Origin of the sequence: Gordoniibacillus kamchatkensis (genome assembly GCF_000829455.1) — a bacterium.
Classification (GTDB): Bacteria; Bacillota; Bacilli; order Paenibacillales; family NBRC-103111; genus Gordoniibacillus; species Gordoniibacillus kamchatkensis.
The window spans coordinates 14179-38851 of the sequence record NZ_JXAK01000046.1 but is presented as its reverse complement, the minus strand read 5'-3'; the positions used below and the strand labels follow the sequence as shown (position 1 = coordinate 38851).

The following is a 24673-nucleotide window of genomic DNA, read 5'->3' as shown; positions in this document are numbered from 1 at the left end:
ATGCGTGATTCCTCCTTGTAAACGATGTGTTCTGCCTGCTACCTCGATTCGGGCGTTAACCGGTACGTCTCGCCGGCCTGCACGTCAAATTCGGCGATCGTCCCGTCGTAACGGCAATGCAGAGCCGTTCCGTCCGTGCGCTGCACGTTCAGCGGCAGCGGAGAACGGATGCGGCACGTCCCGGTGCGGCCGGCCCGCACGTCCGCCTCGTGCAGCGCGCCATCCCGCCAGCTGATGTCGATGCCGAACGCACCGCGGGCGCGCAGCCCTCGGACTTCGCCGTCCGGCCACGCCGCAGGCAGCGCGGGCAGCAGCTCGATGGCTCCGCCGTGCGATTGCAGCAGCATTTCCGCAATGCCGGCGGCCGCTCCAAAGTTGCCGTCGATTTGAAACGGCGGGTGGCAGTCGAACAAATTCGGGTACGTGGAAGAAGCAAGCAGCTCCCGGAGATGGCTGTAAGCGGCATCGCCCTCGCCGAGCCGCGCCCAGAAGTTGACGATCCAAGCCCGGCTCCAGCCCGTATGGCCGCCGCCATGCGCGAGGCGCCGCTCCAGCGTCCGCTTGGCGGCTGCCGCCAGCTCGGGCGTGCGGTGCTTGTCGATCAGCTCGCCCGGATGCAGCGCAAACAGCTGGGAAATGTGGCGGTGCCCCGGTTCGGCCTCGTCGTAATCGTCCAGCCACTCCATAATTTGCCCGTGCTTGCCGATGCGAATGCCCGGCAGCAGCCCGATCGCGGCTTCCAGCTTGCGGCAAAACGGTTCGTCGCCTCCGATGACGTGCGCGGCTTCGCAGCAAGCCGCAAACAGCGTATGCGCGATCTGCGTGTCCATCGCCGGCCCCATGCACAAATGCCCATGACCTCCGTCCGGAGCGACGAATTTGTTTTCGGGAGAGATGGATGGGCCCGTCACGAGCCGTCCTTGCCCGTCCATGACCATATAGTCGAGCAGAAACTGCGCCGCTTCCTTCATGACCGGATACGCCTTTTCCGCGAGAAACGCCTCGTCCATGCCGTACCGGTAATGCTCCCACAAATGCAGCGATAGCCAGGCGGCTCCGAGCGGCCATATGGAGGAGGAGACGAGCATGCCTTCGATCCGCGTCTCTCCCCATAAATTCGTGTTGTGATGGGCAACGAAGCCGCCGCAGCCGTACAGTTCCTGCGCCGTGCGCCTGCCGTTCGGGCGCATCCGCTCGATCAGCTCGAACAGCGGCTCGTGGCATTCGGCCAAATTGCACGGCTCCGCCGGCCAATAATTCATTTCCGTGTTGACGTTGATCGTATATTTCGATTCCCACGGCGGCGTAAAGCTGTCGTTCCAGATGCCCTGCAAGTTGGCGGCCATGCTGCCCGGGCGCGAGCAAGATAGGAGCAAGTAGCGCCCGTCATTGGAAAAAAGCTCGACCAGACCGGCATCGTGGGCGCCCTCCTTGACCCGCTCGAGCCTGCGATCCGTCGGCAGCTCCGCCCCGGACAAGCACGTTCCAGTGCCGGACTCCGCTCTGGAACCTACATCCGCCCAGGAGCCGGCATCTGCCATAGAGCCGCCGCCCGCCTTGGAGCAGGCATCGCCGTTCGCTGCAAGGCCGCCGAGGCGAAGCGAAACGCGGCCGAACTTCTCCGCGTACTCGCTGACGTGATCGCGCTTCAAGCGCTCGTACCCTTTGGCGGCCGCCGCTTCCAGCCGCGACAGGCACGCCTGCTCCGGCTCCGCCGTGCGGAACGTCGACTCCGCCGCTATGAGCAGCGTGACGGCGTCCGCACGCTCGACCGAAACGAAGTCGCCGATCGTGCGCACGCTGCCCCCTTCTAGGGCAGCCTTCACGGCGCAGCGGAACGAGACGCCGTCCCTGCCGCATTCGCCTGCCATCACGATCGTATCCGGCGCGAACGCCTTGGTGCCGGCGTCATAAGGACGCCGCATGAGGTTGGCACTGAAGGTCAGCCCTTCGGGACGGCTGCATTCCAGCCGCACGACCATCACCTGATCGGCAGCGCTGCTGAAATATTCCCGCCGGTAATCGGCGCCGCCCAGCCGGTAGCGAACTGCCGCTATCGCCGTCGCCAAATCCAGCTCGCGCACATATTGCTCGGCCGGCAGGTGATGGTCGAGAAACCATAGAAGCAAGTCCCCCATAGGCTGGTAAGGGGAATAATATTTCGGCGCGGACATAAGGGCCATGCGGCTCAAATGCTCCGCTTCCCGCTGCTTGCCGCTAAAGAGCAGGCGGCGAATTTCCGGCAGCAGCTCTCTCGCATCGGGATTGTCCGCCTGCTTCGGGCCGCCGTACCAGATTGTGTCCTCGTTCAGCTGGAGCTTTTCTTGCGCCAGCGTCCCGAACACCATTCCGCCAAGCCGTCCGTTGCCGATCGGAAGTGCCTCCACCCATTTGCTTGCCGGCTGCTCGTACCATAGTTTAAGCCGGGCCGCTTCCGGGTCGCTCGCAATCATGGTCATGCTCATGCCTCCGTTTCGCGCAATCGTTCAGCCGGCAGCAAAACGAGCCGTTCGCCCTTGGCAGTAGCGAGCGTAAAACGTTCGCCGGCTGCTTGTTCCGGCTCACACCCGTCCCGGTAAACGGCTACGTCCCGGCCGGGCCACGGATTTTGAATGCGGCACGGACGCCCCTGCTCGCTTTCGATGACGACGTATTTGACCTCGCCGCCCGCGTAATCGCTGCTGACGAGGAACGCCCCGGCCGCCCGCAGCTTGCGGAAGCGGGCCGGCCGCTCCGGCGGCCACACCGGGAACAGCCTTAGCGTCCGCTCATGGCTTTGCAGCAGCATTTCCTGCAAACATACCGGCACGGCGCTTGCGTCTTCAATCCCGCCGCCGCCATGGTGGATCGACAAGTTCGGAAACGACTTCTCTTCGCATTCGAAGCGCAGCCGCTCCAAAATGACGCGCGGATCGTAGCCGACTCTCGCCGCAGCCGCATAATACGTAGGAAAGGCGTTGAAGTCGCTCCAGCGCTGCATCTCGTCGACCGTATTGCGGGCGATCGCCAGCAGCTCCGGATCGCTGTCCAAGCCGATAGCGCCCGCCGGGAACACGTGCTGGACGGCCAAAGAGTTGCGAAGCCCCCAATCCCGCCCCTCCTCCGTCAGGCGGACCACGGTCCTACCGCCCCGCTCCATCAACGGATATTCGCTCAAATGATCGAGAATATGGCGCCACTTCTCCCTCCGCTCGCCGTCAAGTCCCAGCTCCGCGCTCAGCTCCAGTAAAGCCGTCAGCATCATGCGGATGAAGCCGAGCGACAAAATCGGATTTTTCCGGTCATGCGAGCGCTCGTGAATATCGTCGTCGTAAATGACGTAACGGCCGTCCTCGTAAACGAGATAATCTTCCCAGAAGTTCGCCACTTCGATCAAATACGGGTACACTTTGCGCGCGTAGTCCATGTCTTGCGTGTAATCGATGTGCATCAGCAAGTTGACGGCGGCAAACGCGGCGTTCGACTTTTGCCCGTGGAAAAACATGGAGCAAATCATCCCGTCCGGCCCGAGCTCGACGGGCATATACAGACCGCGGCAGCCCAGCTTTTCCTTGGCAAACAGCTTGCCCCACGGCATAAAAGCGAGCAGCGGCTCGCAGTACGAAGCCGCCAGCTCGACCCGGTTGCCTGCGTATAGCCCCCAGAACGGGGCTTCGTAGTTGTAGTTCATCGTATAAGAGCCAGTCCAGGCCGGCCGGTCCGTCGTGATCCAGTTGCCGAACAGCCCCGGCGGAATTTTGCCCTGGCGGGTGCAAGAGCCGATAATATAGTACGAGCCATAGTAAAATTTCTCCAGCACCGGGTCGCCGATCCCGATCTCCGAAGCCGTCCAGAAGCCGCGCCACCAGAGGCGGTGCGCTTCCTTGAGCCGCGCGATCACGTCCCATCCGCCGCCTCCGTACATGGCCGCCAGCTTGCGGGCTGCGGCGAAATAGTCCGCTTCATCCCGGTTGCTGACGATAGCGGTTACGATCGCGATGCGCTCTCCGGCCGCGACCGTAACTTCGGCTTCCACGTTTTGAAACCGCCATTCGTAGCGAGCGTCCGCACCGACAACGCATGTGGCGACGGCCACGCGCCTCGTTTCCGGCACGTTGGCGGAATTGGCCGCATAGCGGAACCACATGAGCCCGTCTTCCGCCCCGTTGTCGTAGTTGAACACTTCGTCGGTCGACTTTTCGCCGGCATGGAGCCTGATTTTGACGTCCAGCGTTCCGCGCACGCATTCCAGCTCCGTCACCAGCACGTTCGTGCCGGCGGCGACCCACGTACAAAGCTTGGCCTCCGCGGCGTCGCTGCGGAACGAGCCGCGCACCTCGGCCTCCAAAATGTGCTGCTCCTGCCAGTACTCGGCCCCCTGCAACTGAGGCATGAACAGCGTCACTTGTCCGACCGTAATGATCCGCGCCCCGGTTCTGCGCCCGTTGTCGCTCAGCAGCCGCTCTCGCCGCTGCTGCTCCGTTTCACCAAGGTGGGGCTGCACCCAGAAGTCGTTTTTGCCGATATAAAACGTCTGCTCCTCCGCTCCGCCGCCGATGGCGACGCCGACATCCCCGTTTCCGAGCAGCGGCGCGTCCGTCCACTTGGCGGTCGGAATGCGCTCCGGGGGCCGCAGAAAAACGCCTTTGCGCCCTTCCCACTCCTGTTCCCTGATACAGATCTCCGTATCGCGCATCAATTGTTCGGCCATGCTCAAGCCCATGCTCATGATTGGTCACCTCTTCCGCTTAACTGGAGCCGCGCTTTAGCGTAACGCGCATACGCAGAGGCTCTTCGCCGATCTCCACCGCCTGCAGCTTCCCCTGCAAGTCCGAATCCTCGCCTGCCGGCGCCGCCGACGTTGGGAGAACGATATCGATCCGTTTGCTCCCGCCGGTGGAACGCAGCGTCAAGTCCAGCCTTTCTTCCTCCACGTTCCAGTCCAGGCAGCATTCCACGCCTCCGCGCGCGAGCAGCGGCCCCGCCCTTCCTTTCGTCCAGCGGGAAGGCAGCGCGGGCATAATATGAAGCTCGCCGGGCACGGAAAACAGCAGCATCTCTTGAACGGCGGAACTCCAGCCCATATTGGCGTCGAGCTGCACGGGAGCCCAGTCCATGTCGACGCCGATGCCCATGCCCCGCCAATCGTTATGCAGCGTAAAGAGATTGTTCATGACGCACGAGCGGGCCAAAATTTCCAAACAGCCCAGCGCCTGATCGCCTTTGCCCATGCGGGCGTAATTGTTCGCCATATGGGCGAGCGACCAGCCGGACTGCTCCTTCAGCCCGATGACGAGGCGCTTCTCGATCGCCGTGACGAAGGCTGCGAACAAAGCCGGATCGTTTTGCCGCGTCACCTCGGTGCCGGGAAACACAGGATACGCATGCGACTCGTGCCGGTGATGGTAATTGTCCGTAAAAAACGGATGCATCCATTCCTTGACCGCGCCGTCTTCGTTGATTAGATACGGCGGTATGCGTCCCAGCATGTCGCGCCACTGCGGAATATGCTCCGTAAACATGCCCGCCGCCTGCGCCCCTTCGATCAAATGCGTCAGCAGCTCTTTGGCGATGGCGAAGTCCATCGTCGCGTTCATCGTCGTTTCCATCGAGCGGCGGGCCTCCGTCCAATAGTTGCCCGGCGTATTTTCCGGCGAATTGGACGGCGAGCTGATATAGTACCCGTCATCGCCGACAGTAAAGAAGTCCTCGTAAAAAAGGGCGGCTTCGCGCATAAACGGCAGCGCCCGCTCCCGCAAAAACGCCACGTCGCCCGTATGCAAGTAATAGTCGTAATAGTGCTGGGCGATCCAGCCCGCCCCGCCGGTCCAATGGATAATGTGCGGGGAGAGGTGCTTCAGCTTCCCTGAATCGGGCGCGCTCGGCGCAGGAATGTAAATGCCTCTGCAGCCGTACAGACGCCTCGCGTTGTGGCGAAAATCGTCCATCAGCCTCTCCATATAATTGAACACGGCGAGCAGCAGTTCGGGCATATGACCGGACAGCGCCTGCCAGTAGATCATTTGCAAATTTTCGTTGACCATATGGAACGCCCAGACAGCGTCGTAATCGCCGCACCACAAGCCGTACAGATGGCACGGCTGCCCCTCGGCGCGCGAGACCGATATGAGCAAATAGCGGCCGTAAGCCCACATTTTCTCCGCCAAAGCGTCCGGCATTTCCCCTTGATAAGCGCGCAGCAGCAGCTCCTCGTTCGACAGCTCCCGCCCTTCGGCCATCAAATCGAAATCCATCGCCCGGAACAGCCGGCCGTGCTCGGCGGCGTGAGGCGCGAGCAGCGCATCGTAGCTCGGCTCCAGCCCGGACAGTTCCGCGGCGAGCCTGCTCCATTCGGCCTTCCTGTCGCCGCGCGCGAACAGCTTGACGATCACCAGCACCGACTCGGCGCCTTTGACGGCGATGCCGTTCCGGCGGCTGCCGTTTGTCCCCCCGCGAGTCACGACCCGGGCCACGCCGCCGAAATCGGCCCCGTCGGGATTGAACGCGGCATAAAATATATACTCGCCTTCGCAGACGATCTCTTCGTGTTTGGGAAACACGATGCCGGATCTGCGCACATCGCGCTTATCGTGCGGCTGCAGCGACAGCCTTGCTTCGATCGGTTGCGGACCTAGCTTGCGGATTTCGTACACAACCGCGTCGTCGTGACGGGAGACGAACAGCACCCGCTCGTAGCGCGTGTCCCCGTCCATCCAAGTGACCGCCACTTCCCCCGTCTCCATATTGAGCGTCCGCCTGTAGCGGCGAAACGCTTTGCGCAGCGGCATAAACAGCTTCAAATCGCCTAGCGGCAGCGGCGACGCCATCTTCGGCTCGTAGCCGCGCTCCTTCAGCGCATCGGCGAGAATGCGGTCCGCCTTAGGCGCATCGCCCTCATGCAGCAGCCGCCGCACTTCCGGCAGCAGGTCGCTCACATCGGGCATTTCCGGCGCGCGGCCGCCCCACCACAAATCTTCGTGATTCAGCAAAATCGTCTCTTCGTGAACGCCCCCATAAACGGCCGCCCCGATTTTGCCGTTGCCGGCAGGCAAAGCTTCTCTCCATAACGAGCGCCACCATGACGCGGGATAGTTCATCGCCACGATATGTTTCATCGGTTATCCCGTCCTCTCCGTGCGGCTAACCCGATTGTACCTTTCGCCGGAAGAGGGCGGTATGTCATTTTTTATAGTGATGTTGTGTTGGTTTGCGATGTTCGGCAATAAAAAAGTATTTGTTCCCGCACTTGCAGGAACAAATACTTGTAAGGAGTCGCTTATCAGCTTCTGTTGTTTGCGACAATGACGCCGTTGCCTTTCTTGTAGCGTTCCGTCGCTTCTTTCACAATTTCGTTGCCGCCCTTGGATTTGTACTCCTCGATCACTTTCGGCCAATCGGAAATCGGCTCCTTGCCGTAAATCATTTTGACCATATGGTCGATGATCAGCTTCGGTCCGACATCGTCGCCTTGCGGCGCCGTATCCGGATATTTGGCGAACGATTCCAACTGCGGCACGAAGCGGACGGAGCCGAGGCCTTCCTTCGCCACGATCGTTTCCATCGATTTGATCATATCGCGCCCGTTCTGCGTCAGTTCTTCCCGAGCCTTGTTGTAGGCGGCGTCGTGGACGAACCAGAACATGCCGCGGAAGCCGTCCTGATCGATCTCGTCGGGGGTGGCCGGCTGCTTGAAATTGATTTTGCCGCCATCCACCGTGTAGGTTTCGCCCTCGATGCCGAACGAGAAATATGTTTCCGCTTCCGGCGTCGTCATCCATTCGAAAAATTTGACGATCTGGATCGCTTTCTCTTTCGGCACTTTGCTGTTGATATAGTACGATGTGTTAATGCTGGAATAAAGAATGTGTCCGCCGAAATTTTCCGGACCGCGCGGAGACGCGATAATATCGACCTTGGCGTCCGGTATCGCGCTTTGAATTTTGGTCCGGTAATTGTTAAGCCCTTGCGCGTTCGCCGACCACATGCCGGCTTTGCCGCCTTCGATGTTCTTCGAATAGTCGGTAATGCTGATCGAAGCGAAATCTTTCGGAATGAGCCCTTCGTCGAACATCGTCTTGTAAGCTTGAAGCGCCTTCATTATGTTGTCGGCATCGAAAAATTTCGGTACGACCTGATCGCCCTTCACCTCGAATTGCGACGGAATGACGTCGTACGAGCCGAGAATCGTATCCGAGTATTTGAAGTTTTCCCGCAGCTGGTAAGGGTTTTCCACGCCAAGCTTCTTCATCGCCCTCATCACGTTCAGGAAATCGTCGACCGTCTTCGGAGCGGGCAAGCCGGTTTTGGCCAGCAAATCCGAACGGACGAACAAGGCGCGCCGGGAAGGCGTGGACATCCAGGCCGGAATGCCGTAAATTTTGCCGCCGTAGCTCGTTTCCTGCCACGCTTCCTTCGGCACCAGCTTCATGAGCGTCGGCGCGTACTGTTTGAGCAAGTCGTCGAGCGGCATAAACACTCCGGATTCCACGGAGCCGGACATGCCTTTGGTCGTAGCGCCGCCGATATTTTGCACGACGTCCGGAATATCGCCCGCCGCAAACATGAGCGACATTTTCTGGTCGAAATCTTTCAGCGGGAGCATGCGGAACGTAATGTCCGTATTGGTGATTTCCTCCAGCTTCTTCACCCATTTTTCCTGGTTGATGTCAGCCGATTTTTCGGCAACCTTGTTGCCGCTCGTCGTCATCGACATGGTGAACTTCAGCTTCTCGTTCGGCTTCGGCTGATCGCCCGGCTTCCGGTCAGCCGCCGTCCCGCCGCTGCAGCCCACCAAAGCGCCGGCCGTCAAAACGCAAGCGAGCACAAGCCCTATCGCTTTTTTCATCTTCCCCACCTCGTTTTCCATCGTCTTCATGCAAAAGCCAATCTGTCTAAACAAATCATACCTTTGTCCGGCACGATCCGGCATGTGCTTTTTTACGGTTTTATTGTGTTTTGATTGAATGCTCAACGATTTGAATGTTATCGCTGCCGGTAAAAGTTTTGCCGTTATTCAAGCTGCCGGTAACGAACACTGTCACCTCGCCGCTCACCTTCGCCAGCGCTGAGATGACTTTCCGCCTGTCGAATTTGACCATCAAAGCTTCGATTTTGTCGCCGTCGACATCTCCGGCCTCCGACGTACTTAATTGCGCCTCGATGGAAGTTCCGGCCGCATGGAGACGAACGGATCCGACATTGATTTGTGACACGTCGTAGCCTGCCGGAAATTCGATGTAGCCTGTCACCGAATTAGCGCCGCCGCTGCTTTTCAAGCTTAAAGCATCCGGCTGTATATCGAGGCCCGCAGCTATCGCGACATCAAAGTCAACGGATCGGGTAGCGGTATTGCCGGCTCTGTCCTCCGCCGTCACCTCCAAGGTGTGATGACCCGCCATAGCAGCCAGGTCGATCGCCTGACCGTTCGTCACCGGGTTCCCGTCCAGTGTTGCGGCATGCGAATAAATCCCGGACAAGTCATAAACATCGTAAGTGACCGTCAAGTATTCTGACGTCGTATAGCGCGAGTTGGCGCTCACGTTCACCACCGGCGGCGTCGTATCGTTATAGTACACTTCGATTTCGTTGATCGTAGGCTCTTTGGAGACGCCCGATTCGTTCCTTGTGGAGATTATCCACAGCCTCATAAACCGGGACGTGACCGGCTCGAAATCAATCGTCTTGCTCGCGCCGATGGAAGTTCCGGCAGTGCCGGGAATATCGGTATAATGAATGCCGTCCTCCGAATATTGCAGCAAGAAGGAGCTGATCCGCGGATAAGAGATTTCCTTGATCACCGCCCGGTTGTAGGTCGTCTCTTTGCCGAAATCGACGGCAACATATTGATCGGACATTTTCCCCTCTGCGGCGGACCAGCGGGTCGCCGGATCGGAATCGAAAGCTTTGGCGGCGTTATAGGCGTCATTCCATGTTGACGACGCCTCATAGCTTTTGTTCGCCGCCAAGCTTTCCTGCGCGACATGAACGACCAGGTAAGCGTCGTTCCCCGCGCTGAACGAGAACGTTAAGGAAGTCGGACCGAGCGGAAGCGTTGCAAGATAGTCCCGTTTCAAAATGACCGAATTGCCGCTGCTGATGTAATCGGTTCCCGCTGCCAGCGTCTTCGTTCCGTCGCTTATGGCAAGCAGCGAGTTCCCGTTCAGCTTCATTTTGACCGCTATATCGCCGGCATTTTGCCGATAGTCCATATAGCGTATGCCGATTTCCGATTGGGCCGGCGGCAATCCGTCTGCATGTATGCCGATCTTGCCGAACGGGATGCTCTGGAACTGAGGGATTTTCGCAAACAGGGCCGCATCGTCCCTGAGCTCAAAGTTTCCGGCGGCCGCATCGACAAATCCGACCTCCTCTTTGCTGCCGAAAGCAACGTTATTTTCAAACGTGCCAAGCTCCATATTCCGGCTATCTCCGGTAATCTCGCCGCTATTCACGATCGCATTGTTGCGGACGACGTTTCGTTTCGGCAGCAGCGGCTCGTCGTTCAAAATGCCGGGCAGCGTCGGGTAACGCGCGCTCCATATTTCGCTCTGATACGGCACTTGATTAAACTTGCTCATGAGAGACTCGTAGTTTTTTTCACCCGGCTTGTAATTTCGCGTCAGGAAAGCGATGGACGTGCCGCTGTCGATCACGATATTGTTCTCCACGACATTTTCCCGTCCGTTGGCCAGCTTGAACGCTTGCTTGCCGATGTTGTAAAACACGTTGCCGTACATCTCGACGCCGCTCATGTAATCGTCCAGGTAAATGGCTGCCGTGGAGACGCGGAGATTGCTGGCCACGATATCGTGTATGTAATTGTAGCGAATGACGTTGCCGCGCCAGACTAAGCTTCTCCCCGAGTAGATCGCCGACGCGTCGGCCGTTTCTTTGACGACATCGTAGATTTCGTTATATTCGATCAGATGGTCGTTGCCTCGAAACTGGATCGCCAGATGAGGGGCGCCATGCATTTTATTATGGGTCGCCCGGTTCCCTACACCGTTCAGCTCGACCGCCGACGTATACGTCAGCTTGATGCGCGCATAGTTGAAAATATCGTTGTTGTCCGCATAGTTTCCGGCAGGAGTAAGGGTTGCAAAATCGCCCCCGTTCAGGGATACGCCGCCGTTGCCCATGCTGTAAATCCGGCAGCCGTACACTCCGTTATTGCGGCCCCCGTTGATTTTGACGGCGTACCCGCCCATTTTGCTGATGTCGCAGTTTTCGATCCGATTGTTTTCCCCGCCGGCGATATCGATGGCATTTCCGCGGCTTACTTCCATGGCAAGCCCGCTAAACACGATATTCGAAGCGTTGTTCATGCTGATCAAGTTGCTCGCAAATAGCGATAACTGCACTTTTTTCCCTTGGATGGGGGCCGGGGGATACAGATAGAGCTTGCCGGTTTTGCGGTCGAGGTACCATTCGCCCGGCGTATCCAGCTCTTCCAAAACGTTGTAAAAGTAAAACCGCTGCCCCGCCTTCATCGCGTAACTGGTTCCTTTATAGGTCTCGATGGACTTGGCGTCAAAATCGATCGATTTGATCTGCAAATCGTTGGTCGCCCAATCGTTTCCCCAATAGCCGAGCATCCAAGTGTCGTCGATGCTTTGCCATCTGCGGAGCCCTTCATCTTGATACGTGAACGTGTAGCCTTTATTTGCCGCGCTGTCCGGGGTATAGACCACCTGGGTAACCGTCGTAAACCCGTTATTGGGCCAGCGGGCCAGCGTCATCACGTTGCCGTTAAAGAACAATTCGGGGGCGACGGCCTGATTATTGCCCAACGTGCCGTAATCCGTAATGCCGAGCGCCTGCAGATCGGCCTGTAGCACCTTGCCGCTTGCTTGCAGCGGAAGTCGCGCCAATACGGCCTGATCCGTCACCGGCTTGAACAGCGAATCATTCAGCCGAATGCCGCCTGTAAACGTAACTTTCTCCCCGCCGTAGGCTTTGTAAACAACCGGCGCGCCGGCCGTTCCCGAATCCTGTTCGTCCAGTTGGAAGGTGCCCGCAAATTTGTATTCTCCGCCCCGAATCTGCACGCTGACGCCGCCCGCGGGGAATGCCCCGGCGCTTTTCAGCGCACGGATGGCATCCCGGGCTTTTTCCAGCGTGGCAAAAGGGTGAAGCAGCGATCCGTCGTTGGCGTCGTTGCCGTCTTTGGCTACATACAGCTGCACGGCATCATTTTCCTGCGCTTTTACAGCGGTTCCTCCGGTCGATAAAATGCCGCCGTTGAACAGTAATGAGACTAGGGCGACAAGAACGATCAAGCGCATTGCCCTTTTCATGCTCTCACCTCGCACTCGGCCGTATTAGTTTACGATGCTCCCCAGCCCCGGCAGTTTGATGCTATTGCCGCCGGCGGAAGCGGTGACGCGAAACTCGGCGGCAGAGGAAGATTGCTTCAGCGGATGTATGACGATCATGATGACGACGTCCTTCACCTGCGCATGCAAAGCTGCGGCGATTTGGTCCAGCTTCAGCTCGTCGAGCGGCAGCCGGTACGCCGTCTCTTTCCCCGCAACGACCAAGCCCGCCGCCGTATTGGCCGAGACGAGCTCGCTTACAGCCTCGGCCGGCAGCTTGACGGTAAAGTCTTTGCCGCTTGCCGGTACCGCAACCTCTACATCCCGGTAAATGTCAGGATACGCATGGAGCCAAATAAGCAGTTTTTCCATATCGATGATGACGGTTGACGGATCTTCCCGCTTAATAATTTCTTTCATCGGATCGATCCCGGGCGGAAGCGGGAACGGCGCGTTGCCGTTTCTGACGAGCACGTATCGCTTCACTTCTGCGGCGGCATTCCCCGAGCTGTCTTGCACGTTGTAACGAAGCGTGTACAAGCCCGGCTCCTGCGTATTGACGGTGCCGGTAACCCGGATGCGCCCGGCGAGATCGCCGTCATAGCTGTCGGTGGCAGCCGCTCCCGGATCGACGTAAGGTTTTTTCGCCTTCGTCACCACAAAGGCGTCCCCGCTTAGCTGAATGACCGGAGGCGTCGTATCCCGAACGTACACCGCACGAGTTACGGCAGCCGTTTGTCCGCTCATGTCGGTGACGCTGTACGCGACCGGATAATAGCCTATCTTGCCGCTATCTGCTTGTCCCGTTACCGTAATTTGGTTCGTGATGTCCTGTCCGAGCAAATCTTGCGCGGTCGCTCCCGGATCGGCGTACGGCGTGCCGGCTTCCACGTAGAACGGATTGTCCCCGTTTAAAGCGATGGACGGAGCGCCTTCGGCGATGTTCGCCACCGCTTGCTCGCCAAGCCGCTCTTTCAACTGCTGCTTGTACAAGCTGGCCGGACCGACGTGCTCGCCGTAATGATCCCAGTATGCGTCTTGGCGCGGACGGGTATCGTAGTCGTCCGGCACGAGCCCCGGGACGACCCGGCCGGTGTGGCCGATTGCGTAATTTTGCGCGGTCGGAGGCTGCTGCGACGTAAGCTCGCCCTCGGTGTTCCAGGTCACGTAGTTCGCGCCCGCCCAGCCGTGTCCGCTGCCCAGCCAGGCGCGGTCCCGAATCGAAATCGGAGCTTTAATATTGTCGAAAAGCCCGCCCACGGACCAGCGGTGATGCGGCTCGCTTGTGTTGTAGTTTTGGACTGCGTCGCTCTCCAGCGCCACGTTCGGCCCCGGAACGCGGCTGTCGACAACGAACGCATGACGGGCGGTCTCCACATGGATGCGCTGCGCGAAGCATAACTGGCCCATATAATGGATGACGTAGCGCCGCCCGCCGGTAATGATGCTGACCATATCGTAGGAGCTGCTGTCCTGCACCGTGATCCATTTGGCGCTGCGGCCCATTTGCACGAGCGAGTAAGCCATATGGTAGGCGCTCACATTGCGCACCCAGCCGTTCTTGACGCTGTTGAACACGATGAACCGCTCCGCATGGTTCTCGTCCGAATAATACGGATCGGTCGTATCGTTGTCCATCACCGTGCTGATGACACTCTTATCGAAGTCGGAGTCCGCCCGGATGAATTCCACGCCCACTTGCTGAATGCGGGACGGATCGCTGTATTTCAGCAGCATGCCGCCGCCCCATTTGCGGTCGATGGCGTTCGCGAGCGGCGCATCGACCGTCACGACGTTGTTCGTTCTGTCGATGGCGGTAATAACCCGGTCGAAATCGAGATTAAACGCCGACCACTGAGTCGTAGTGACGCTGCCGGGCCGCATATAAATGTGATCCATGCCGATTTCGGTAATCCAGCGGCTGTTCCCCGCTCTTCGTACCATAACCGTGTCACCGACGTTATAGGCCGAGGCGTCTTTGACGTGGAACGAGCGCGCTCCTGACGGCACGTACAGATCGGTTACTTCCACGGCGGAGGAGGAGTCGGCTGCCGGCCCGGTTGTGGACCCTATTTCGATGAGGTTTCGCGCTTTAGTGCCGGTGCCGTACAGGACCGTGCCGTCAGCGCCATTCCCTTCCCCGCGCAAAACGACGCCGCCGGTGTTGATGTGAAGCGTGCCGCTCACCGGATACGTCCCCTTCTTCAGCAGCAGCGTACCGCGGAAGCCATTCGCCTGCGGCGGCATTTGCGACACTTCGTCGATGGCCGCCTGGATCGCAGCCGTATTGTCGCCGTCAACCGGCTGGATCGTTTTCACCGCCGGTACGCTCGGGATTTTCACCCCGCCGCCCATGTAGCCGCTGTTCGAGAAGTCGAGCACCCGGTTCCCTTTGTAATCCGGAACGTACTGCATGCTCCCTTGCGCATTCAAAAAAGCGACAGCGCTTTGATGCGGCGGGACCGATGCCGGATCCATCGCCGTGAAATAAAATGCGTCATAAGCCGCAGGCTTGCCGGGCTGCTCTATCGTCATACGGATCACGTACTGGCCTGCCGCGTGGACCGAGCCGGGGAACGACAACAGCTTCGTTTCGCCTTTGCCGATCGGCGCAGGCGGCAGCTGCGCCACTGCAGGACCGTCGGGGCCGCCGGGACTACCGGGGCTGCCATCCAAATAAACGGCGGCGCTGACGGTGCCGTAAACGTTCGAGCTGACCGATACGGACGGATATACGTCTCCCGGCTGGATGACAGCCGGCTGTCCGATGTCGATCTTCATTCGAGGATGGCTGAGAGTCGAATTCGCCACGTAAGACTCGTCCGTAAATTCGTTCGGATCCCGCACGACGACCCACAAATAGCCGGTCGCCAGCTTCGCTCCGCCCGGCACGTCGATCTGGGCGGTAATCATCGCCGCGCCGGTCTGAACGGTCTGGACCGTGCCGCCGGCATCGATGCTGACGTTTTTCGCGGGGGTGGCGAACGTGCGCGGCACGCTGTTCAAATCGACCTCTTCGCCCGTGCTTAGCTGCCCTTTGACGCGCAGCTGCAGTGATGTGCCCACATGCATGCCGACGTCGGCGTTATTCGCGTATTCGCGGCCTTGACCGTCGACAAAATAAATGCGCTGCAAATTCGCCGGCACCTGGCTGCTTTCCGCGTGAAAAATGCCCAGCTCATACAGCTGCAAATTCAAATTTTTGCTCAGATTGAACTCGATTTTCACATACTGGGACGTTGCGGCTTGATCGCGAATTTCCGTATCGGACGTCTTCAAGCCGGCGCTTTTGGTGTAATACGGCGTCCAGTTCGCACCGTCGCCCGATACATAAACCATATAATTGGCCAGGTTATCGACTCTGTTCAAGCTCAGCGTAATTTTGTTGAACGTTTGCGGCTGCCCCAAATTGACGGAAATCCATACCGACATATCCGTACGATCCGCCGCAGTCGGCTGCCAATACGTAGCCGAATTGCCGTCCACGGCATTGCCGGCTGCCGCGCCGCCAACTGCACTGCTGGCGTCAGCCGCCCGGTTCAGCGCGAGATTCGCTTCCTGCACGGCTGCCGCAGCTTGTCCAGCCATGCTCACGCCAAACATCTGCAGCGAGCATAGGAACGCCGCGATGCCGATTCGCGCCGTCCGCCACCACTTTTTCATCATCCATCGCACCTTTCATCGTAACGTTGCGTTGCGGAACGATTTGTAACCGTTTCCACAAATTATTATACTGAGGTCTGTCATGTGGAAATATGTGTTAATTTACAGTCGCGATGTGTTTATTTACAAAATAATTGCCATGACGGCAAGGAAGTGCTTCAAAGAACTCTCGGTAAGGAAATGCTGCAAATAGTGATAAACAAAAAAGAGCTGCAGCAGCAGCCCTAAGCCTGAGAGTTCAATGAAACATTTTGTACAGTTGATTTGCTTCGAGACCATATAACCACAGGTACAAGTAAAAGGGCCAGACCTCCGCCAGCAAGCGACAATATCGCATAACTTGAATGAGCGACAACCAGACCGGATAGCGCTCCACCCGAGGCCCCAGCGAGTGCTATCAACACATCGATTGTTCCTTGAGTTTTTGCACGTGTTGTTGGATCAGTTGCATCTACGATGATTGCTGTCCCACTGATTAAGCCCAAATTCCAACCGATTCCCAACAGCGATAGAGCAAGAACCAGGACCAGCATAGAATCCGGAGGAGCCGCTGCAGCTGTAATACCTGCAAGCAATAATACGCTCCCCGAAGCAATTGACATGGCTGTACGACCGATTTTATCAACCAGTACGCCTGTAATGAGCGAAGGGAAATACATGGAGCCTATATGAATACCAATCACTAATCCTACATCTGCCAAGCTATGACCGTGATGTTTCATGTGGATTGGAGTCATTGTCATTATTGCAACCATAACGATTTGGGTTAAAATCATTACTGTTGCTCCTACAACAAGGCCCCTGTTACTGCCTTTACGAACCGTTTTGCCTTTTTCTACTTCCTGTTCCAAAGATTGTTGTGATTCAAACACAGCCTTTGCAACGACGTATGGATCGGGCCGCAGAAAAATAAAGAAGACCATTCCTGCAAGAATAAACGCTGCAGCAGCTAGGATAAACGGGCCAGCAAGCGCTGGAACCCCGATGGCAGTAGCGAAATCACCCGTTACCTCTACCATATTAGGGCCTACAACTGCGCCTAATGTGGTCGAGACCATAGCAATACTAATTGCTCTAGCCCGTTGATTAGGTTTAGCTAAGTCTGTTCCAGCATAACGGGCTTGCAGGTTCGTTGCCGTTCCTGCACCGTAGATGAGCAGCGATATGAACAGAAGCACAACGCTATTACTTACTGCAGCCAATATTACCCCTAATGCACCAAGCCCACCTGCGAAGAATCCTGCAGCAAGCCCTAACCTTCGTCCGTAATGTTCTGAAAGTCGGCCTACCAGCAAGGCGGCAGCAGCCGAGCCAAGGGTTAACAAAGCAGCAGGAACACCTGCAAAACTTTCGGTTCCCAACATCTCTTGAGCAAGAAGCGCGCCGACCGTCACACCAGCAGCAAGACCTGCACCTCCGAAAATTTGGGATAGGACTACTATGAATAGAGAACGCTTATATAGTTTCCTCAGCAAATCCGGGGAAACAATGTGTTGTTGAATCAATCTGTCTATTTTTTGGGGTTCATGCGTCATCGCTTAGAACCACCTTTCTAATTGTTTATTGACTCCTCTAAAAGTCAGAACTTTGATGAATGTTCCACAAAACGTTTCCATTCGTGAACGCCTTCCTCTAAACGAGAGGCTTTGATTCCCTTGCTTTTTAAGATTTCAACGGCTTGCGCAGACATTAGACAATAGGGTCCTCTGCAATAAGCCACTATTTCTTTATCCGCTGGTAAGGACGCTAGATGCTTCTCGAGTTCTTCCATAGGTATAGATATCGCGCCTGGAATATGGCCCGAAGCATATTCATCTTCTGGTCGGACATCCAATAATACAACTTCGCCTCTTTCCATCCGTTTGAGGAGCCTTTCTAAACCTATAGGCTCCATACTTACATGGTTTAGCAAGATTTCGGATTTAAGCTTCTGAACTTCTACTAGTTGCTTTTCACTGAGACGATGTAGTGACACCATGAAATCGGCCACAGAAAGTTCAGCAATATCGTATATCACAAAGTTACCTTGTTTGTGAGACCGAACCAGTCTAGATTCATGCAACGTTTGTAAGTGTTGTGACACATTCGCAACAGTCATCCCTGTTAATTTAGCAAGCTGATCTACAGATTTCGGGCCTTGAGAAAGCAAATCAAGCAATTCCAAGCGTTTAGGACTGGATAAACATTTACCGATACGAGCAAATTCCTGATATAATTGATCTTTCCATGTTCGTTCCATATTCATTAGAGTGACACCTCAAATATTCAATTGTTTTATTGAATAGTTAAATTGTAAGATCTCCTTCATATAGTGTCAAGAAATTCTTACATTGAAACCGTTACTTCAATGACCAGAAAAAGTAGCTGGTATATCTGCTCCTCGGAGATGGCTTTAACAACGAAAATAGCTCCTGCACTCAAACGTATTCTTAAAACATAAATTAAATGAGGGATCGTGAATTATACGATCTCATCAAAGCCACTAATATTACGAAACGAACTTGAGGAAATAATTCGTTAGCGAAGTCTGATGGGTGCCGCGCGGCACTCTTTTCGATGTTTTAACTATCGTCTCCGTCGCTTAGTCCATGGTCCTTATCAATTAACCCTGAAAACTCTTTAGCATTTCAAGTCGAATTGAACCGAGAACTCAAGATCATTTATGTCCGCTCTTCGAATTTTAAACATGATGCAATGAAAAAGGAGCTCTAGCAGAGCTCCTCAACATCGCGTCTATGTTATACGGCTTCCAGGAAATCCTCCAACAGCTCCTTGGCCTGCTCCAAATCCTTTTGATGCACCTTCAGCTTGATCAACGTTCCCGCCTCGCCGGGATTCACATCGGCGGCAGGAATGATGCCCGTATCGGCAACCGGACTTGCGTCCATGACCAGCTTGCATTTGACTTTATTCGACTTCAGATGCGCATACTTCGCTTCCAGCTCCTCCGCGTTCGGGCCTGTAGCCGTCATCAACGTTTTCCACCTCTTGCTTCTCATAACCAGCCAAGCACCTAACAAAACGATGCCCAGCAGCATAATACTGATTTCCATGAGAAAACACCACCTTAGGCAAATATTTGCATTCAGGATTCGTTATCTCGGAATTCATTACCAGGCACTTTTTCAAAGATTTGCACCTACTGAATGGGGTCCGGAATTATACTAGCTTCAAGCAGCTCTTGATTTGTTTTCATAGCGGCCATCTGTTTGCCCAGCTTGATCATTTCCTCCATATTGGGCGCCATGCCGCCGGATTGTTCCGGTGGATCAATGGAATCAGGTTTGCGTTTTTCCATCTCATCTTGCAGATAAGCACCAACTTCATATAGTTTGGATTCCACGGCTTCAAAGACCTCGGGGGGAATCGAGCCTCCGTCTTCCAAAAATGCATCGGCAACCTTGACGGAGCAAGTGATGTTATCGTGGTTTTGAACCGGAATCGTTAATCGGTATGACCTTTTGGTAGATGCGTCGTCAAATCGGGCACGATATGCAGATTGCTGGTTAAAGCGAATCCTTCTGAACCCTTGATACGTCATCAAATTATGAATCGCAGAAAAGGGCAACTCGATTGCAGATGTCATAGTACATTGCATCTTCATCATATTACCTCCTTAAGGATTCGATTTGTGCCTGGTGTCTACCAGTTTAAAATAGATTGGTCATCCTCTCAACCTGCATATAACCGTTTGAAACACCGTAAGATTTAATAGGGCCGATTATTATCTGAATTTTCCAATATTTAATCAAAATTCCTTTCGGATGCTGGGAAGAGAGGAACTCATATACTGCTATATCGTTATACAACGCGTTTAGCACCCAAATACTTGGATCGCCAATAAGGTGATTTCATTCCAACATGACCAGAAAAAAAACATTTGACAAGTTGTCTTGATGCTGCGACTTTTTTCCATACTACACAAACGTCCATCATCATCGGATGCTCTTAGGTTTCCAGTGAGGTATCAATTCCTTTGGAAGTTCTCTTCTTTTTCATGAATTGTCTGTCTAGATAGAAAGCTACCAACAAAGCCAGTAAACCGGTTAACAGCATATCGCTGTATGTTCCAAGTGGCAGCGGTTTGCCTTCAAGATGGATACCATTAGCACGATATTCAAACCGTTTTACAGCGTGCTTGGCAGTTAACAGGTCTTCTTGTTTAGCTAAATCTTCCAATGGCGCTTCGAATACATATCTGTTTGGTGAATCACTATGAATAAGGAGGGTCTCTTCCGCATTACCCTTTTCACTCCAAAGTCTTATTTCTGCTGCGGCCAGTGATTTTGCGTCGCCACCCGGTATGATCATTTTGTCCAGCTTTGGGGCGTTCGATATTTGATGCCTGGCCAGTATATTTAGATGATGTTTTGTAGAAATTGGTGCGTTCGAACTGGAAACGGTCAAGATTTGTGTCGTTCCGGTGTCTCCATAAGAGTCAAATATAGAGGATAGAGCCAGTTCTTCCATACCGTTATACAGAAGTACACCCATCTGTTTCTTGCTCCAATGGAATCCAAGATTTAACCAATAGGTTGCAAATTTGAGATCCACGTAAAAAGGGTGGTCCACCTTTGGATTTTGAACGAACCGGTAAGAAGGATAGCTAATTTCCTTAGATATTTTTGCAGCCACGGGTTCTCCCAGTTGCTGAGAGATCAGGTGAAGTACTGCATCGATGCCTGCGCTTTGACCGGCTGAAGTTAAGGTATTTCCATCGTGAACATACCTCACATCCTCTTTCCAATGGGTATCAGGATATTGCTTCATTAATATGGGCAGCACTTGCCAGTGTGAGGTGGCTGATTTCCCTTTTAATAAACCTGCATCGGCAAGATTTTGAGACCCGCCACAAATGCTTAAGAAAGTCGTGGTTTTACTGCCGGAATGTTGCCTAATCCATTCGCGAGTCGGTTGATATTTTTGTTCATCAACTATGGGCATATAAGGGACCACAATAATATCGGGGCTTTTGTTTAATAGGTTATCCAGTTCTTTATAAGTGTAATGTGGAAGTACATCAATCCCGCCTGATAAGGACTTCACGTTTTTGTCCGGTGCAACGGCGTATACATTATAAGCATCTGTCATCGACAACAGTGTGTAAGGAATAAGAAAATCAAAGTCTTCCGTTGGTATCATTGAATCCGCTAATACGACTGCTACTGTAGGTTTATTGAGATTGTACTCTGGTACATTCGCTCCTTGCAGCGAAGGAACCGGCTCGTGGCGGATGTTTAAGTAAAAATCTTTTTGATGACGATTAAAGCCATACAACCCGACTCCCCCTATAAACACAACGAAAATCAATATATAAACAGCTAAACGCAGGAATAACTTCTTCATTTTCTTTTTTCTCCTCGTAATCATATTTACAATACCCTTCGTCTGCCTAATGGTGCATTATTGTCGCCCTCGTGTCCCGTTGTTGCGACTGTCTTCGGTGCAGGAAGAGTGGTACAGATGCCAGCGCCCCGATTACGAACAAGCCAGCCGCCATGAGGTAAATTCCGCTGAGCGGCAGTACGGCCTTCAGCGGGCCGACTAGGCTCATGTTCACCACCATTCCGCCTATAAAGAGCGGGCTGATGATGCCGCTTACCCTTCCGACGAATGCTTCCTCCGCCCTAGTCAGAATGATTGTCTGACAGGCAACGTGGATAAACGGCACCATGAGACCCGAAAGGAATTGGGCCGCGATCGCCAGCCAAACGACGTCTGTCGTACCCATCACCGCTACCGCCAGGCTGTTGGCGGAGAAGCCGACGAGCAGCATCGTTTGCGGGGTGATTTTACGCGAGAGGCCCATCACCAGCATCCCGCCGAGAATCATGCCAGCGCCGTTGACCGCTGTGAACCATTGAAGAGATTGTGCCGACATGTTGAGATGTTCTGTGATCAGGAAAATCGCCATCGGATTCATTAGGCCAAGCGCAAGGCCGGCTGCCAAAGAAAATCCGCCCATGAAGAGAAACAGTTTGTTCGCGAGGACATAGGTAAGACCCAGTTTCAGCTCCTGTGTTAGCTGCCGAGCAGCCGCCTGCTCCTCTCTATGGTCCGCAGGCAGGAACAGGAGCACACCAGCGGACAGCAGGAAGCAGATGCCCATGATGCCAATGGCAGCTTGGATACCGAATCGGAAGTATATCAACGTTCCGAGCATCGGGCCCAGGACCATGAATATCGCCTGGACCGTCTGATACATGGACATGCTCATTTGCAACTGGGATTGTTGCACATGCTGCTTAAAGAGCTTCATTCCGGCCGGCTGGGAAAATTGGGATAAGATCGAGGAGACCAGCGTTGCGAAGAAGATCGCCTGCCAGCCGCCAAACATCAACGCAGCCAGTACGCCAAATACCGAAATCGCGCTGAACGCATCGCACAGCACCATCGTACGCTTCGGCCGCCAGCGGTCGGCAAAGGCTCCGCCGATGAAGGAGAAGATAAAGATAGGCGCGAATTCGGCGAGCGAAATCAAGGAGATTGCGACGGGATCCTTGTTCGTCTGCTCCGTCACGAAGAGCAGGACGGCAAAGTTGCGGATCCAGATGCCGAGTTGCAGGAATACCGCCGACAGCAAGATAGATTGGACGAAACGGTTGGCAAAAAACGATCGTAGGGAAGCTTCTTTAGCCTTATCGGCATGTACCGAATGCGGAGAGTGAGCATGGCTCGAATGGTGCATGTTGGTTCATCACCTTTCCTTTTCATTCAATTGGGTTCCATTATGGGTCATATCGTCCGAACACGACCATCATACCGCCGACGGGGCGTCTACAACGCGCAAGAGTTGAGTAGTCTCGCGCAAATGTTTGCGCTTCGAGCGCAAAAGAAAAACCCCTCGTCGCAAACCTGGTGCTGGTTGGCGATGACGGGTATTTAGAACGTCATTAGAAAAATCAATTGGCAATTTGACTGTCGGTTCAGTCATGCAGGTTGTCGAGGCTCCACGTCCATCCGTATTCGCGCCGCTGCCCCGGCTTCAGCCCCGCCGCTCCCGTCGCTTCGGACGGAAGCGGCGCGTTGAAAGCGTCGGTGATGCAGCTCCACGGCTCGAGCGAAACGGCGTCCGCCCAGGAAGGCTTAAAAACCGCGAGGTACGGCAAGCTGCGGCTGAATTCGAAGCGAAGCCGCACTCCCTCGTTGCGGCGGATAATCGTGCATTCGCGCCGATCTTCGTTCATGGCGAACACGAAATGGTCGACATCGCCGGGAAGCTCGTTAAGCGGCATGCCATGGGCCAGACGGTCGCACAGTGCAGTATGCTCCGGCTCGCGCACGATAAGCCCGTTCTCGCCGGTATCGTACTGCCGGGCGACCGATGCGGCGAGCACAACCTGTTCGATGTCTCCGCGGTACGAAAAATACGGATGCAAGCCGAACCCGGCCGGAGCCTCGTCATCTCCTTCGTTGACCGCTTCCAGCAAACCCGACAGGCGGTTGCCGCATAGCCTAACCGTCAGGCGCAAGACGACCCGGTGCGGGTAATAAGCGAACACTTCATCGAAGCGGTCGAACCGGAACTCCGCCGTGACCGACGCTCCCTCTTGCTCATCCGCAGCAAGGGCCGTTACTTCCCAAGGCAAATAGCGAATTTCTCCGTGCAGATGGTTTCGCCCTTCGTTGAGAGGAAACGTATACGTCCTTCCTTGAAAAGCGAACGTTCCGCCCGGGATGCGGCTTGGCGGCCACAAGAGCGGAACGCCGAACTCGGAGGAGCGGCCGGCCAGGTCGCGAATATGCGGCGGGCTTGCGATCACCTCATGCCCCTGCAGCCGGCAACCGATGATGTTGCAGCCGATGTCTAGTACGACTGCAACACTGGAATCCGTTGCGCGGTCGGCCAGCACGACGGTCGAATATCCGTCGCGCGCTTCTTCATAAGCTTCATAACGCATCGTTTCGATCCCCCGGTTCATTCGCCCCGAACTGTCTGCCCGCCATCGGCCACGAATGTCTGGCCCGTAATGAACGAAGCCGCGTCGCTGCATAAATACAGAACGAGATCGGCGATTTCTCCGGGCTGCCCGAACCTTCCGATCGGATGGGCGGCGTTCCAAGTTTGAATAAGCGCTTCAGGATCGTCGACCTCCGCAAAAATTTTCTCGTTCATCGGCGTCATAATCGTGCCGGGCGCTACGGCATTGATACGGACGCCGTGCTTCGCATATTGAATCGCCGCCTGTCTCGTTAATGCGAGGATCCCGCCTTTCGAAGCGGCATAGCCCGCCCACCCCATAAATCCTTTGAGCGCCTGGGTCGATGCGCAGTTGACGATCGCCCCTTTGCCCTGCTTCAGCATATAAGGGAGCGCATACTTGCAGCCGCGGAATACGCCGCCCAAGTTGACGTTGATCACTTTCTGCCAATCCACCTCGCTCATGTCGGCCACTTCTCCGGGGATAGCGACGCCGGCGTTGTTGTACACGATGTCGAGCCGTCCCCGCAGCGCATAAGAGCGCGCCATCAATTGCTCCATCATCGCATCGCTGCCGACGTCAGCCTCGACGAAATGGACGTCGCAGCCTTGGCCCCTTAGCTCTTGCTCGAGCGCTTTCGCCCTTGCTTCATCGACGTCGGCGATTACAGTCGTGGCTCCCGCCTCCGCAAATTTGCGCACCGCCGCAGCGCCAATCCCCATTGAACCGCCAGTCACGACAGCGACCGATCCCGTAAAATCGTACGAAACGTTCCGTTGCATCGGAAAGTCACGC

The 24673-nt window shown here is 55.4% G+C and carries 14 protein-coding genes; all 14 read right to left on the bottom strand.

Translation table 11 applies throughout. The features are described 5' to 3' along the window. Nucleotides 1-38: 38 nt before the first annotated feature. Nucleotides 39-2459, bottom strand: coding sequence for a glycoside hydrolase family 95 protein (locus tag SD70_RS22925; protein ID WP_231571428.1), 2421 nt, complete (start codon nucleotides 2457-2459; stop codon nucleotides 39-41). 2 nt (nucleotides 2460-2461) lie between these two features. After that, nucleotides 2462-4708, bottom strand: a complete 2247-nt coding sequence (locus SD70_RS22920; protein WP_231571426.1) for a glycosyl hydrolase family 95 catalytic domain-containing protein — start codon at nucleotides 4706-4708, stop codon at nucleotides 2462-2464. A gap of 19 nt (nucleotides 4709-4727) precedes the next feature. Next, a complete protein-coding gene (locus SD70_RS22915; protein ID WP_041050039.1) occupies nucleotides 4728-7094 on the bottom strand; it encodes a glycosyl hydrolase family 95 catalytic domain-containing protein in 2367 nt (788 codons plus the stop codon). A gap of 164 nt (nucleotides 7095-7258) precedes the next feature. Beyond that, complete coding sequence (locus tag SD70_RS22910; RefSeq protein ID WP_041050038.1) at nucleotides 7259-8824, bottom strand: extracellular solute-binding protein; 1566 nt, start codon at nucleotides 8822-8824, stop codon at nucleotides 7259-7261. A 100-nt stretch (nucleotides 8825-8924) separates the two neighbouring features. Next, a complete protein-coding gene (locus SD70_RS22905) occupies nucleotides 8925-12275 on the bottom strand; it encodes a X2-like carbohydrate binding domain-containing protein (RefSeq protein ID WP_041050036.1) in 3351 nt (1116 codons plus the stop codon). 24 nt (nucleotides 12276-12299) lie between these two features. Beyond that, nucleotides 12300-15959 carry an immunoglobulin-like domain-containing protein gene (locus SD70_RS35200; RefSeq protein ID WP_082053585.1) on the bottom strand — a complete coding sequence of 1220 codons (3660 nt, stop codon included), beginning with the start codon at nucleotides 15957-15959 and terminating at the stop codon, nucleotides 12300-12302. 221 nt (nucleotides 15960-16180) lie between these two features. Beyond that, nucleotides 16181-17491, bottom strand: a complete 1311-nt coding sequence (locus SD70_RS22895; RefSeq protein ID WP_041050035.1) for an MFS transporter — start codon at nucleotides 17489-17491, stop codon at nucleotides 16181-16183. Between the two features lie 44 nt (nucleotides 17492-17535). Then, entirely contained in the window at nucleotides 17536-18201 is a 666-nt protein-coding gene (locus SD70_RS22890; RefSeq protein ID WP_041050033.1) for an ArsR/SmtB family transcription factor, read from the bottom strand. Between the two features lie 493 nt (nucleotides 18202-18694). Next, entirely contained in the window at nucleotides 18695-19009 is a 315-nt protein-coding gene (locus SD70_RS22885; protein ID WP_041050031.1) for a hypothetical protein, read from the bottom strand. Between the two features lie 86 nt (nucleotides 19010-19095). Beyond that, nucleotides 19096-19563 carry a hypothetical protein gene (locus SD70_RS33830; RefSeq protein WP_156158150.1) on the bottom strand — a complete coding sequence of 156 codons (468 nt, stop codon included), beginning with the start codon at nucleotides 19561-19563 and terminating at the stop codon, nucleotides 19096-19098. Nucleotides 19564-19904: 341 nt separating this feature from the next. Next, nucleotides 19905-21302, bottom strand: coding sequence for a DJ-1/PfpI family protein (locus SD70_RS22875; protein ID WP_041050030.1), 1398 nt, complete (start codon nucleotides 21300-21302; stop codon nucleotides 19905-19907). Nucleotides 21303-21348: 46 nt separating this feature from the next. Continuing rightward, complete coding sequence (locus SD70_RS22870; RefSeq protein WP_041050029.1) at nucleotides 21349-22644, bottom strand: MFS transporter; 1296 nt, start codon at nucleotides 22642-22644, stop codon at nucleotides 21349-21351. 238 nt (nucleotides 22645-22882) lie between these two features. Continuing rightward, nucleotides 22883-23857: an aldose 1-epimerase gene (locus SD70_RS22865; protein WP_197081120.1), complete on the bottom strand. Its 975-nt coding sequence runs from the start codon at nucleotides 23855-23857 to the stop codon at nucleotides 22883-22885. A 17-nt stretch (nucleotides 23858-23874) separates the two neighbouring features. Then, nucleotides 23875-24660 (bottom strand): SDR family NAD(P)-dependent oxidoreductase, encoded by a 786-nt coding sequence (locus tag SD70_RS22860; RefSeq protein WP_052487783.1) that lies wholly within the window; start codon nucleotides 24658-24660, stop codon nucleotides 23875-23877. Nucleotides 24661-24673 lie beyond the last annotated feature (13 nt).